11 protein-coding genes are annotated in these 13,430 nt (G+C 64.6%); 3 read left to right on the top strand and 8 right to left on the bottom strand.

Translation table 11 applies throughout. The features are described from left to right. Positions 1 to 50 precede the first annotated feature (50 nt). The 5 genes from xylA to xylF all read right to left on the bottom strand — a co-directional run bounded on the left by xylA (position 51) and on the right by xylF (position 5,936). On the bottom strand, positions 51 to 1,352 hold the full coding sequence (gene xylA / locus LY44_RS08875; protein WP_055210306.1) for a xylose isomerase: 1,302 nt from the start codon (positions 1,350 to 1,352) through the stop codon (positions 51 to 53). Continuing rightward, positions 1,349 to 2,785 carry a xylulokinase gene (gene xylB, locus LY44_RS08870; RefSeq protein ID WP_055210308.1) on the bottom strand — a complete coding sequence of 479 codons (1,437 nt, stop codon included), beginning with the start codon at positions 2,783 to 2,785 and terminating at the stop codon, positions 1,349 to 1,351. Before xylB ends, xylA begins: the two co-directional genes overlap by 4 nt. After that, positions 2,785 to 3,546 carry an ATP-binding cassette domain-containing protein gene (locus LY44_RS08865; protein ID WP_055210310.1) on the bottom strand — a complete coding sequence of 254 codons (762 nt, stop codon included), beginning with the start codon at positions 3,544 to 3,546 and terminating at the stop codon, positions 2,785 to 2,787. The genes xylB and LY44_RS08865 overlap by 1 nt, the downstream gene beginning before the upstream one ends. Continuing rightward, a complete protein-coding gene (locus LY44_RS08860) occupies positions 3,543 to 4,832 on the bottom strand; it encodes a sugar ABC transporter permease (protein ID WP_055210312.1) in 1,290 nt (429 codons plus the stop codon). Before LY44_RS08860 ends, LY44_RS08865 begins: the two co-directional genes overlap by 4 nt. An 84-nt stretch (positions 4,833 to 4,916) precedes the next feature. Then, complete coding sequence (gene xylF, locus LY44_RS08855; RefSeq protein WP_055210314.1) at positions 4,917 to 5,936, bottom strand: D-xylose ABC transporter substrate-binding protein; 1,020 nt, start codon at positions 5,934 to 5,936, stop codon at positions 4,917 to 4,919. Positions 5,937 to 6,154: 218 nt separating this feature from the next. Between xylF and LY44_RS08850 the strand changes: the two genes are divergently transcribed. Both LY44_RS08850 and LY44_RS08845 read left to right on the top strand, forming a co-directional pair. Then, positions 6,155 to 7,423: an ROK family transcriptional regulator gene (locus LY44_RS08850; RefSeq protein ID WP_111396005.1), complete on the top strand. Its 1,269-nt coding sequence runs from the start codon at positions 6,155 to 6,157 to the stop codon at positions 7,421 to 7,423. Then, on the top strand, positions 7,420 to 8,907 hold the full coding sequence (locus LY44_RS08845) for a CRTAC1 family protein (protein WP_055210317.1): 1,488 nt from the start codon (positions 7,420 to 7,422) through the stop codon (positions 8,905 to 8,907). The genes LY44_RS08850 and LY44_RS08845 overlap by 4 nt, the downstream gene beginning before the upstream one ends. Here LY44_RS08845 and LY44_RS08840 read toward each other — a convergent pair. Together LY44_RS08840 and mgrA are read right to left on the bottom strand one after the other, a co-directional pair. Further along, complete coding sequence (locus LY44_RS08840; RefSeq protein WP_055210319.1) at positions 8,904 to 10,241, bottom strand: cytochrome-c peroxidase; 1,338 nt, start codon at positions 10,239 to 10,241, stop codon at positions 8,904 to 8,906. The genes LY44_RS08845 and LY44_RS08840 overlap by 4 nt on opposite strands. Next, positions 10,214 to 11,242: an L-glyceraldehyde 3-phosphate reductase gene (mgrA, locus tag LY44_RS08835; RefSeq protein ID WP_055210560.1), complete on the bottom strand. Its 1,029-nt coding sequence runs from the start codon at positions 11,240 to 11,242 to the stop codon at positions 10,214 to 10,216. The genes LY44_RS08840 and mgrA overlap by 28 nt, the downstream gene beginning before the upstream one ends. Positions 11,243 to 11,339: 97 nt before the next feature. Here mgrA and LY44_RS08830 point away from each other — a divergent pair, with 97 nt between their 5' ends. Then, complete coding sequence (locus LY44_RS08830; protein WP_055256429.1) at positions 11,340 to 12,149, top strand: YihY/virulence factor BrkB family protein; 810 nt, start codon at positions 11,340 to 11,342, stop codon at positions 12,147 to 12,149. On the opposite strand, the gene LY44_RS08825 is transcribed toward LY44_RS08830, so the two are convergent. Continuing rightward, positions 12,143 to 13,363, bottom strand: coding sequence for an acyl-CoA dehydrogenase (locus LY44_RS08825; protein ID WP_055210323.1), 1,221 nt, complete (start codon positions 13,361 to 13,363; stop codon positions 12,143 to 12,145). The two genes, LY44_RS08830 and LY44_RS08825, sit on opposite strands and share 7 nt — an antisense overlap. Positions 13,364 to 13,430: the final 67 nt, after the last annotated feature.

The raw sequence follows: 13,430 nt of genomic DNA, 5'->3' as shown, positions 1-13,430 counted from the left end.
TCCGCCGGACGCCGGATTGAAAAGGGCCGCTGAAGCGGCCCTTTTGGGGTTCAGACGAACCGGTTCCACAGATTTTCCAGCCGCTCCTGCCGCCCCGATTTCGGCTGCGGGTTGATGCCTTTCGCCCGCACCAGCGCCTCGATCGAGGCCAGATCAGAGCCCAGCATCGCCTGCGCCTCGGCGGTGTCCCAACCCGCGTAACGCGCGCGGCGATGCGCCTCGAGCCCGCCGTCCTCCAGCAGCGCCGCCGCCGCTTTCAGCGCCCGGGCGCAGACATCCATCGCGCCGACATGGCCAAGGATCAGATCCTCGGGGTCGATCGACTGACGGCGGATCTTGGCGTCGAAATTGGTGCCGCCGGTGGTGAAGCCGCCCGCTTTCAGCACCTCGTAATAGGCTCGCGCCATCTCGGGAACCGAATCCGGGAACTGGTCGGTGTCCCAGCCGGACTGGTAGTCGTTGCGGTTCATGTCGATCGAGCCAAGGATGCCAAGCGAAGCCGCCAGCGCCAGCTCATGCTCGAAGCTGTGCCCGGCCAGGATCGCGTGACCCTGTTCGATGTTCACCTTGACCTCATTCTCAAGGCCGAAGCGCTTGAGGAAGCCATAAACGGTGGCCACGTCGTAATCATACTGATGCTTCGACGGCTCCTGCGGCTTCGGCTCGATCAGGATCGTGCCCTTGAAGCCGATCTTGTGCTTGTAGTCGACCACCATCTGCAGGAAGCGCCCGGCCTGTTCCGCCTCGCGGGTCAGGTCGGTGTTCAAAAGCGTCTCATAGCCCTCGCGACCGCCCCACAGCACATAGTTCTGCCCGCCGAGCCGGTGCGTGGCATCCATGCAGGTCTTCACCGTCGCGGCGGACCAGGCAAAGACCTCCGGGTCCGGGTTCGTCGCCGCGCCCGACATGAAGCGGCGGTGGCTGAACAGGTTCGCCGTGCCCCACAGAAGTTTCGTTTGCGATCCCGCCATCTTCTCGCCGATGTAATCGACGATTTCTTCCAGATTGCGGGTGTTCTCGGCGAAATCCTTGCCTTCGGGGCGGATGTCGGCATCGTGGAAGCAGAAGAACGGCGCGCCCAGGATGTCGAACATCTCGAAGGCCACATCGGCTTTCAGCTTCGCCAGATCGAGCGTGTCGCCAAACCACGGCCGCTCGAAGGTCTGACCGCCGAAGGGGTCACCGCCCGGCCAGGCGAAACTGTGCCACCAGGCGATGGCAAAGCGCAGATGCTCGGCCATCGTCTTGCCCATCACCACTTCCGTGGGGTTGTAGTGCCGGAAGGCGAATTCGTTCGTCGAAGTCGGGCCCTCGTAGCGGATTTGCGGAATACCCTTGAAGAAGTCGGTCATGTCAGTCCCCGGATTGCGGCCTGCGCCGCGCGGTAGCGGGCATGGCCTTCGTCGAATGCCGATGACAGCGCCGAAACAGGCTCTATCACGGCGGAAATCACCGGTTGCGCGGCCACTTCGGCCCCCGCCCCGGTTGCGGCCATCAAGGCCAGTCGCGCGGCGCCAAAGGCCCCGCCGAAATCCCCCGCCACCGGCAGGGAAACAGGGGTGCCCAGCGCCGTCGCGATCGCCTGGCACCAATAGGTGGATTTCGAGCCGCCGCCGACGGCCAGCAGGCTGTCGATGCAGGTGCCGGTCGCCGCCAGGGCATCGCGGCAATCGCGGATGGCAAAAGTCACGCCCTCCAGCACCGCGCGCGTCGCGGCCTCGCGGTCGGTGGCATGTTCGAGGCCAATGAAGGCGCCACGGATCGCGGCATCGTTCAAGGGCGTGCGTTCGCCGCCCAGATAAGGCAGGAATCGGGTCTTTCCGGGCGGTTGCAACGCACCCAAAGCCGCGGTCAGATCCTTGGGCGCGGCCCCGGCAAGGCGCGAAAACCAGTTCAGCGCATCGGTGGCGGCCAGGATCACCCCCATCTGATGCCAGGTGCCGGGCAGCGCATGGCAAAAGGTGTGCACGGCCGTCGCGGCATCGGGCTGATAGCCGTCATTCGCCGCAAAGAGCACCCCGGATGTGCCAAGCGAGACAAAGGCCTGCCCGGCCTTCACCACGCCGACGCCGATCCCAGAGGCGGCATTGTCGCCCCCGCCCCCGGCCACGACGACACCCGCGGGCATCCCGAAGCGTTCGGCCAATTCGGCTCTGATATGGCCCGAAACCTCGGATCCTTCGACCAGACGCGGCATCTGCTCGCGCCGCATGCGCGAGGCTTTCAGCAATTCCTCGGACCAGTCGCGGCGGCCGACATCGAGCCAAGCCGTGCCCGCGGCATCGGACATTTCCGCCACATGCTCGCCGGTCAGCCAGAGCCGCAGATAATCTTTCGGCAACAGCACCTTTGCCACACGGGCGAAGATCTCGGGCTCGTGCCGGGCGACCCAGCACAGTTTCGGCGCGGTGAAGCCCGGAAAGACGATATTGCCCGAAAGCGCCCGAAAAATCGGATTGGCATCCAGTTCGGCGGCTTCCACATGGCTGCGGGTGTCGTTCCACAGGATGCAGGGCCGCAGCACGTCATCGGAGGCATCGAGCAGCGTCGCCCCGTGCATCTGCCCCGAAAGCCCGATGCCGCGCAGCTGACCCAGACCGAAACCCGCCAGCTCCGCCAGAACCTGTTCCGCCGCGCCGATCCAGTCGGCGGGCGCCTGTTCCGACCAGCCCTCCTGCGGGCGCGACACCGTCAGGGGCGCCGTCGCCTCGGCCAGGACCTGCTGATCCGCGTCGATCAGGATGCCCTTGAGCCCCGAGGTGCCCAGATCCAGTCCCAGATACATCAGACGGTCCCCCCCTCGGGCTTCTTGCCAAGGATGATCATGCCAAGGATGTCCTCGTCGGTGACCTCGTTCACGTTCACCGTGCCGACAAGCTGGCCGTTCTTCATCACCGAGGCGCGATCGCACAGCCGCATGACGTTGTGAATGTCATGCTCGATCAGGAAGATGCCCAGACCCTGCGCCTTCAGCTCCTCGATCAGTTCCGCCACCATCTGGGTTTCATGCGGACCAAGGGCGGCGGTGGGCTCGTCCATGATCAGGATACGCGCGTTGAAATAGACCGCCCGCGCGATCGCCACCGATTGCCGCTGCCCGCCCGAAAGCGCCTTCACCGGCTCCTTGAACTTGCGGAAGTTCGGATTGAGCCGCCCCATGATCTTGCGGGTCTCGGCCTCCATCTGCGCATCATCGACGAAGCCGAAAGGCGTCACCAGTTCCCGGCCCAGAAACAGGTTCGAAGCCGCATCAAGGTTATCCGCCAGCGCCAGGGTCTGATAGATCGTCTCGATGTTATAGGCGCGGGCATCACGCGGATTGCGGATCTCGGCCTTTTCGCCGTTGATGTAGATGGCACCGCTGTCCATCTGATAGGCGCCCGAAAGGCACTTGATCAGGGTCGATTTCCCGGCGCCATTATGGCCCAGCAGGCCGACGACCTCACCCGGATACAGGTCGATGGTGACATGATCCACCGCCTTGATGCCGCCAAAGGCGATCGAAATGTCGCGCATCTCGACCAGAGGGGTTCCGCGGGTGCTCATACCTTTTCCCCCGTGCGCTTGCGGTATTGGATGTCGATCCAGACGGCCAGAACCAGCACGCCGCCGACGACGATGTTCTGGAACGGCGCATCGACGCCGACCATCGCCATGCCCGATTGCAGCGATTGCATGATCACCGCACCCAGAACGGCGCCATAGATCGTGCCGATCCCCCCGGCCAAGGCCGTGCCGCCGATCACGGCCGCGGCGATGACGCGCAATTCATCCAGCGAGCCGATGTCATTGGTGTGGTTGGCCAGACGCGCCTGCGCCACCATCGCCGAAATCGCGCAGAGAACCCCCATCAGGGTGAAGATCTTCACCGTCAGCATCCGGGTGTTGATGCCCGACAGTTCCGCCGCATCCGGGTTGCCGCCAGCGGCAAAGATGTAGCGGCCAAGCCGGGTCTTGCGGGCGATCAGCGTCATCACCACGACGATCACGACCAGCATCAGCACCGAAATCGGCAGGCCGAAATAATCGATGTAGCCTTCGGGCATCACCTCGCCGCGGGCGTCAAATTCGCGCTTCAGACGGCCGACCGGGATCGCATAGCTGTTCAGGATCGCGACGAAGCCAAGGATCGCCGCGACGGCAGTGGCCATCAGCGCGCCCTCGGCCCAGAGCGGTTTCACCGGGAATTCATGCCGGATCTTCGCCTGACGCGCCCGCCAGAGCCCCAAGACAGCCAGAACAGAGAAGAAAACCGCCAGAGCCCAGGACAGCGCCGCGCCCACCGTGCCCTCGACGCCGCCAAACAGCATGAAGGTCTGATCCAGCGGCCCGACCGTCTGCCCATCGGTCAGATACCAGCCGACGTTGCGCCAGATCAGCAGACCGCCCAGCGTCACGATGAAGGCCGGAATGCGCTGATACCCGATCAGCCAGCCGTTGAGCGCGCCGATCGCGGCGCCGGTCAAAAGGCCCGCGATCACCGTCAGCGGCATCACCAGCGGATGGCCGATGCCGAAGAATTGCGGCAGCAGTTGCACCTGCATCACCCCCATCACCGAGGAGCAGATGGCCAGCACCGCGCCGACCGAGAGGTCGATATGCCGGGTGACAATCACGAAGACCATGCCGGTGGCCATGATCGCCACGGAAACGGTCTGGATCGACAGGTTGAAGATGTTGCGGGGCGTCAGAAAACGGCCGTCGGTGATCACGTTGAAGACAAGGCAGATCAAGACGAAGGCGCCGATCATGCCCAGAAGCCGGGTGTCCAGCTCGAGCGACTGCAACAGCGTCCGCTTCTGCCCGCCGTCCTGCGGGGTCGGGGTGTTCATGGGGTATCCGATCGAAAAAGGGCGCCGCGGCGCTCTTTGGAAGGGGGGCGGCCTGCGAGCCGCCCCGGTTCAGATCAGCTCAGATCAGTTGCACGGCGCCGGACCGGCGCTCACGCCCTGACACAGCGCGTCCTTGGTGATCCAGCCCGCATCGACGACGGTCGCCAGATTGTCCTTGGTGATCGGCATCGGCGTCAGGAATTTGGCGGTCATCTTGGTTCCCGCGGGCGAGGTCCATTCGGTGGCCCCCGCGACCGACTTCATGTCGGCGCCGCCAGCCAGGGCCACGGCGATTTCAGCCGCGTTCTTGCCCAGCTCGCGCGCGTCTTTCCAGACCGATACCGTCTGCGTGCCCAGCGCGACACGGTTCAGCGCGGCATGATCGCCATCCTGACCCGAGACCGGCACCACAAGCCCCTGCGCCGACAGCGCGGCCACGGCGCCCCCGGCGGTGCCGTCGTTCGAGGCCACGACCGCATCGACCTTGTTGTCATTCGCGGTCAGGATCTGTTCCATGTTGCGCTGCGCATTCGCGGGCAGCCAGCCGTCGGTATAGGCCTCGCCGACGATCTTCACATCGCCCGCGTCGATCGCGGCCTGCAGCACCTCTTGCTGACCGCCGCGCAGGAAATCGGCGTTCGGATCGGTGGGCGAGCCCTTGATCATCACGTAATTGCCCTTGGGCGCCGCGGCCAGAACCGCCCGCGCCTGCATCCGGCCCACTTCGGCATTATCGAAGGTCAGGTAAAAGGCCCGCGGATCCTCGATCAGACGGTCATAGGCGATGACCGGAATGCCCTCGTCGGCCGCGGCCTGCACGGCGGGGCCGATCGCCTCGGTGTCCTGCGCCAGCACGATCAGCGCATTCACCCCCTGCGCCATCAGCGATTCGATGTCCGAGAGCTGCTTGGCCGAGGACGATTGCGCATCGGCCGAGACATATTTCGCACCGGCGGCTTCCAGCGCCGCCTTGATCGCGGCCTCATCGGTCTTCCAGCGCTCCTCCTGGAAGTTCGACCAGGACACGCCCACGGTCATGTCGGCAAAAGCCGTGGTGGCAAGGCCGGCCGTCAGCGCGACGGCGGCGAAAAGGGTTTTATACATGTTCTCCTCCCGAGATGTGGCCCGACGGACCGCCCGACAGATTCGCCGGGATGGCAAGAGGATGAGTCGAATAATTTTAGTTGTCAAAATAAAAATGGGGCGCAAGAATGAAACTGACCAACGAAACGGCGGAAAATAGCTGCAACGCGGCAAGAATGATCGCTGCAGCGCGTTGATGCACCGCCGTTTTGTTAATCCATTGAATGAAAGATGCCGTGATGAAGAAGATCTCCCAGATCGGAAAGGCCTCTCTCGGCTGCGGCCCGCTGATTCAGCCGCTGTCGGAAACCGCCCGCCCGCTGCGCCAGCAGATCTTCGAGCGCGTGCGCGCCGCCGGGCAGATGGCCCGGGTGCAACTGGCAAAAGAGCTGTGCATCAGCCCGGCCTCGGTCACCACGATCACCTCGGAGCTGATCGAGACCGGCTTGCTGGAGGAGGTGCAGACCCTGCGCGAGGGCGAAGGCAGCCGCGGTCGCCCGGCCGTCGCGCTGCGGGTCCGCCCGAACACCCGGCATGTGGTCGGCATCAAGCTGTCGGACCGCGAACATACCGCGGTTCTGGTCGATTTCGCCGGTAACATGATCGCGGGCGAGGCGATCCCGCGCAGTCCCGGGGCGATGGGGATCGACGGCATCCTGGAAGCGGCCGATCGGCTTTTGCACCGCGTCTGCGCCAAGGGCGGGGTCGACCGCGAGGCGATTCTGGCGCTCGGGCTGGGGGTTCCGGGCTTCGTCGATTCCGAAGCGGGCGTGGTGCACTGGTCCCCCGTCCTCTCCGAGCGTCACGTCGGGCTGCAGGCGGCCTTGCGGGAACGGCTGGGCCTGACCGTCTTCATCGACAACGACGCCAATCTGGTGACACTGGCGGAATTGTGGTTCGGCGCCGGTCGCAAACTTTCGGATTTCGCCGTGGTGACGATCGAACACGGTCTGGGCATGGGCTTTGTCATCAACCACCGCATCTATCGCGGCGCCCGCGGCATGGGGATGGAACTGGGCCATACCAAGGTGCAACTGGATGGTGCGCTGTGCCGCTGCGGCCAGCGCGGCTGCCTTGAGGCCTATGTGGCGGACTATGCGCTGGTGCGCGAGGCCCGCACGGCGCTGAACCTGCCGCTTGGCGAAACCCAGCCGGTCGGCGTGATGCTGGAAAGCCTGTTCGATCACGCCAAGGCGGGCAATGCCGCCGCGCGGTCGATCTTTCGCCGGGCGGGGCGGTATCTGGCGGTGGGGCTGTCGAATATCGTCAATCTCTTCGATCCGGCGCTGATCATCCTCTCGGGCGAGCGGATGCGCTACGACTATCTTTACGCCAGCGAGACCCTGGCGGAGATGCGGGAATTGATGCTGGACACCGGCCGCGACGGGCCGCGGATCGAGACCCACGCCTGGGGCGATCTGCTTTGGGCGCATGGCGCGGCGGCCCTGGCGCTGCACGAATTGACCGAGCAACTGCTGGGCACCAGCCGGGAGATGGCGGCGCAATGAAACGGGTCCTGCTGTGCCTGATCGCCTTTCCAGCCAGTGCAGAGCCGCTTTTTATCGATGACGCCGCGGGCCTGCCGCACCGCCAGATCTATGCGGGCGGCTGGGAGCATTTCGTCGGCGGCGGGGTTGCGGTCTTTGATTGCAACGGCGACCGGCGGCCGGATCTGTTCGCCGCGGGCGGGGAAAATCCGGCGGCGCTCTTCGTCAATGCTTCGGAGCAGGGCGGGCCTTTGCGCTTTTCTGAAGGCGCTCTGACCGAGCTGCGCCATGTGACGGGGGCCTATCCGCTCGACATCGATTCGGATGGGCAGATGGATCTGGCGGTGCTGCGGGCCGGGCCGAACCTGCTGTTGCGGGGCCTCGGCAATTGCCGGTTCGAGGATGCAACCAAGGCATGGGCCCTGCCCACGCGCGAGGATTGGACCACCGCCTTCACCGCGACCTGGGAACAGGGGCAGGAGTTTCCCACGCTGTTCTTTGGCAATTACGTCGACCGAACGAACCCCGATGGCCCGTTCATGGCCTGCGATGACAGTGCGCTCTTTCGCCCAAAGGGCCGGGTTTATGCCGAAACAGAGACGATTTCGCCCGGCTATTGCACGCTGTCCGCGCTGATCTCCGACTGGCAACGCAAGGGCACGCCCGAGTTGCGGTTGTCGAACGACCGGCACTATTATGTCCGCGGCGGCTATGAACAGATGTTCCGCTTGAATCCGCTGAAAGAGCGGATGGATTGGGAGCATGTCTCGCTTTGGGGCATGGGGATCGCCAGCCGCGACATCACGGGCGACGGATTGCCCGAGGTGATGATGACCTCGATGGGCGATCAGCTGTTGCAGATCAACAGGGGCGACCATTTCGAGGATGCGCCCTATGCCATCGGCACTTTCGCGCAACGGCCTTTCATCGGCGATGACGGCCGCCCCTCGACCGGCTGGCACCCGGAATTTGGCGATATCGACAACGATGGCCGCGATGATCTGTTCCTCTCCAAGGGCAATGTCGATCAGATGCCCTCGAATGCCGCGCATGATCCGAACAACCTGCTGATGCAGGGGCCGGATGGCACGTTCCACGAGATGGCGGACAAGGCCGGGATGGCGACGCGGGACCGCGCGCGCGGGGCTGCCCTGGCGGATCTGAACGGCGACGGGCTGCTGGATCTGGTGGTGATGAACCGCCGCGCGCCGATGGAGCTTTGGCGCAATGCGACGGCGCAGACCGGGAATTGGGCAGAAATAGAGCCTATTCAGCCCGCGCCGAACCAGCATTCTGTCGGCGCCTGGGTCGAGGTGAAAACCGCGTCCGGCGTCAAATCGCAGGAAATCACCGTGGGCGGCGGGCATGCCGGGGGCAAGGCCGGTCCGCTGCATTTCGGGCTTGGGGCCGAGACCTCGGCAGAGGCTCGGGTGGTCTGGCCCGACGGCAGGGTGGGCGATTGGCAGCCGGTCACGCTGAACGGGCGGACCGAGGTTCGCCGTTAACGATCGACGGCCAGGCCACTGGGCACGGTGTCGGGCAAACCGAACCGCCCCTTCAGCGCGACCGGATCGGAGAGCGTCTGCAGGAAAGCCACGATCTGCGCCACCTGATCCGGCGTCAGCGTCCCCGGGGCCACCGCGGCTGCCCTGATCGCGGCCACTTCCGCGGGCGTGTCGAGCAGGGTCCAATCCGGCTTCGTCTGCGGCAAGGCGGGCAGCACGGCCTGCGTCCGGTCGTAATCGGCCAGTTGCGCGCCGCTGCGGGCGTGATCGGCGACGAAAGCGGCCAGATCCTTGTGGCTGCCCGCATGCCCCCAGGGCCCGGTCTGCGCGACATTGCGCAGGCTGGGCGTGCGGAAGGCGAAGATGTCGGCGGGGGTGTTCGTCACCCGATAGCGGCCCTCGTCGCGGGAATGACGCTCGAACCGTTCCGCCTTGCCGGGGCCAAGCTGCGGTTCGCCCATCGCATGGAAAGAATGATCGGTCAGGAACGGGCCGGAATGACAGGTGGCACAGCCCGCCACGCCATAAAACAGATCCGCGCCCTTGGCCGCTTCGGGCTGAAACAGAGCCTGTTTTCGTAAGACGGCATCAAAGGCGCTGTCATCGGACCGCCATTCGAAAGCCACGAATTGCGCGATCGCGTTCGAGATGTCGGTGAAGGCAATGGGCCGCCCGGCGGCGATCTCGGGATAGGCTTGCTCGAAGGCCGCCTGATAGGCCGGAATCCCCGCCACCCGCGCCGAGATCAGCGCCCAGGCGCCATCGGGGCCGGTGATGAAGCCTTCGCGCACGGCCTTGGAAATCTCGTTTTCATTGTAATGCCCGGCCATTTCGTCGGGCGAAAGCACCGGAAACATCGTCTGCGCCGAGAGGATCGAGGCGAAACCGGTCACCATGTCCTCTTCCATCGGCGTGCGCAGACCCGAGGGCCGGGTCGGATCGACCTCGATCCGGCCGTCGTGGAACAGCACCTTGAACGACGTCGCCCCCAGATTGAACAGCGCCGGGGCGTTGCGGGGAATGCGTTGTTCGGGCAGGTTTGTCTCTGTCACATGCCGGTCCGGGCCCAGCCCCACCGCGCCTTCCCCCAGACCCAGGCTCAACCCGTCGCCGGTGCCGAAACGCGGATGGTGGCAGGTGGCGCAAGAGATGTTGCGATTGCCCGACAGGATCGGATCATAGAACAGATCCCGCCCCAGCCGCACTTCGGCCATGCTCAAGGCGCCGAAATCGGCATCCGTAATCGGCGCGGGAAGGTCGGCGGCCAGCGCCGTCCCCCCCGAAAGCAGCCAGACCAGAGCCTGTTTCAGCGGTTTTCCGACGAACGTGCCCATAGGTTGATCGCCTCATCCTGTGCGTGGGTGTCGATTTCGGCCAGCTCTGCGGCGGTGAAAGACAGATTGCCCAGGGCGCCGACGCAATCCACCACCTGTTCGGGCTTCGAGGCCCCGATCAGCGCCGAGGTGATGCCGCCCCGCAGCACCCAGGCCAGCGCCATCTGTGCCAGCGTCTGCCCGCGCCGCTCCGCAACCGCGTTCAGCGCGCGGATTTTCTCGAGGGCCTGCGGCGTCAGCGTGCCGGGATCGAGCGACTTGCCCTGCCCCGCCCGTGCCCCCGAAGGAATGCCGTTCAGGTATTTCGCACTCAGCAGACCCTGCGCCAGCGGCGTGAAGGCGATCGAGCCGACGCCAAGACCCGCCAGCGTGTCCACCAGCCCGTCACGCTCGATCCAGCGGTTGAGCATGTTGTAGCTCGGCTGATGGATCAGCAACGGCACGCCAAGGCCGCGCAGGATCGCCGCGGCTTCCCGCGTGCGCTCGGAATTGTAAGACGAAATCCCGATGTAAAGCGCCTTGCCCGAGCGCCAGATCTGCTCCAGCGCGCCCATGGTTTCCTCGAGCGGCGTTTCCGGGTCGAAGCGATGCGAATAGAAGATGTCGACATACTCAAGCCCCATCCGCTTCAACGACTGGTCACAAGACGCGATCAGATATTTCCGGCTGCCCCATTCGCCATAGGGCCCGGGCCACATGTCATAGCCGGCCTTCGAGGAAATGATCAGCTCGTCCCGCAGCCCCGCGAAATCGGTCTTCAGGATCTCGCCGAAAGCTTCCTCGGCCGAGCCGGGCGGCGGTCCGTAGTTGTTCGCCAGATCGAAATGGGTGATCCCCAGATCAAAGGCGGTCCGGCAGATCGCCCGTTTCACCGCATGGGGCGTGTCATGGCCGAAGTTGTGCCAAAGGCCCAGCGAGATCGCGGGCAGTTTCAGCCCCGAGGCCCCGCATTTGCGGTAAATCATTCGGGAATAGCGGTTTTCGGCGGGGGTATAGGTCATCATGTCCTCCAGACTGCGTCAGAAGACCACAGGCCGCGCCGTCACGCAAGTTGTGCCCCGGCGTGCAATCGGCGATGCTGGCCGCAGCGAGGGCGGCATGCATTTTCTTTTCCGACTGCGGGACCGGTTGTCCCAGACCAACATCTTCCTGATCTCGGCCGGGGTGGCGTTTTACGCCATGCTGGCGGTCTTTCCGGGCCTGACCGCGACGATCTCGATCTGGAGCACGGTGGCCGATCCGGTCGTCATCCGCACCTATCTGGAGGTGGCGCAGAATTTCATCCCGCCCGAGGCCTATGCGATCCTCGATGCGCAGGTCAGCATGCTGCTGGCGGGTCCGCGCGGGGTGATCGGCTGGGGGACGCTGGTGTCCGTCGTCTTCGCGCTGTTTTCGGCGCGGGCGGGGGTCGATGCGCTGGTGCAGGGTCTGAACGTGATTCACGGGTCAGAGTCGCGCGACACCATCTTCGGCTTCATTTTCGGCTATCTGATGACGGTGGCATTGGTCGGCGTGATGCTGATGGCGATGGCCACGATCGTCGCGATCCCGATCGTGGCGAATTTTCTGCCCTTTCATGCCGTCACCACCGTGCTGCTTTCGGGCCTGCCCTGGATCGCGATGGTGGCGCTGATGCTGACGGTACTGGGCGTGCTTTACCGCTTCGCGCCCTATCGCCCGCGCCGCCGCGATCCGATGTTTTCGCTCGGCGCGGTGGTGGCGACACTGGTCTGGGGCGGGGCCTCGATCGGCCTCACCGCCTATCTGGCGAATTTCGGCACCTACAACAAGGTCTATGGCTCGCTGGGGGCCGTCATCGCGCTGCTGATGTGGCTCTATCTTGGCGCCTTTTCGGTCCTGTTCGGCGCGGCCCTGAACGCCGAACTGGCCGACCGGCAGCGTCAATAAAACGCCTGCAACCCGGTCACCGCCCGCCCAAGGATCAGCGCATGCACATCATGCGTGCCCTCGTAGGTGTTCACCGTTTCCAGGTTCACCATGTGCCGGATCACCTGGAACGATTCCGAGATGCCGTTGCCGCCATGCATGTCGCGGGCATTCCGCGCCGCCTCCAGCGCCTTGCCGCAGTTGTTGCGCTTGATCAGCGAGATCATCTCGGGCGCGGCATTGGCCTCGTCCATCAACCGACCGACCTGCAGAGCCGCCTGCAGACCCAGCGTGATATCGGTCAGCATATTGGCCAGTTTCAGCTGGTAAAGCTGCGTCTGCGCCAGCGGCTTGTCGAATTGCTTGCGATCCAGCCCGTATTGCCGCGCCGCATGAAAGCAGAATTCGGCCGCGCCCATCACGCCCCAGGCGATGCCATAGCGCGCCCGGTTCAGACAGCCAAAGGGCCCCTTCAGCCCCTCGACACCCGGCAAAAGCGCATCTTCGCCGACCTCGACGCCGTCCATTACGATCTCGCCGGTGATCGAGGCCCGCAGGGAAAGCTTGCCCGCGATCTTCGGCGCCGAGAGCCCTTTCAGACCCTTTTCCAGCACAAAACCCTTGATCTTGCCGCCATGCGCCTCGGATTTCGCCCAGACGACGAAGACATCGGCGATCGGCGCGTTCGAGATCCACATCTTCGAGCCGGTCAGCACATAGCCATGCGCCGTCTTCTTCGCGACGGTCTTCAGGCTGGCCGGATCCGAACCGGCATCGGGTTCGGTCAGGCCAAAACAGCCGATCCATTCGCCACTGGCGAGCTTGGGCAGATATTTCCGCCGCTGCGCCTCGGTGCCATAGGCATGGATCGGATACATGACAAGGCTCGACTGCACCGACATCATCGAGCGATAGCCGCTGTCGACCCGTTCGATTTCCCGCGCCACCAGACCATAGGCGACATAGGACGCGCCCAGCCCGCCGTATTCCTCGGGGATGGTCACGCCCAAAAGCCCCATCTCGCCCATCTCGCGGAAGATCGCCGGATCGGTTTCTTCCTCGGCAAAGGCGCGGATCACCCGGGGTTGCAGCTTTTCCTGCGCATAGGCCCGGGCCGCATCGCGCAGCATCCGTTCCTCTTCGCTCAGCTGGCCGTTCAGGCGCAGCGGGTCATCCCAGTCGAACCGGGCAAGATCGGGGGCATCCTTGGGTTTCAGGGCCATCTGGTCCTCCATGCGTTCGATGCTTTATGCGCGAGCGAAATGCGCTAATCTACCGCTATTCCGGCTTATGTCGATGCAT

Origin of the sequence: Rhodobacter capsulatus (assembly GCF_003254295.1) — a bacterium.
Lineage (GTDB): Bacteria > Pseudomonadota > Alphaproteobacteria > Rhodobacterales > Rhodobacteraceae > Rhodobacter > Rhodobacter capsulatus.
The sequence above is the reverse complement of the archived record's forward strand: the minus strand, read 5'-3'. Positions and strand labels throughout refer to the sequence as shown.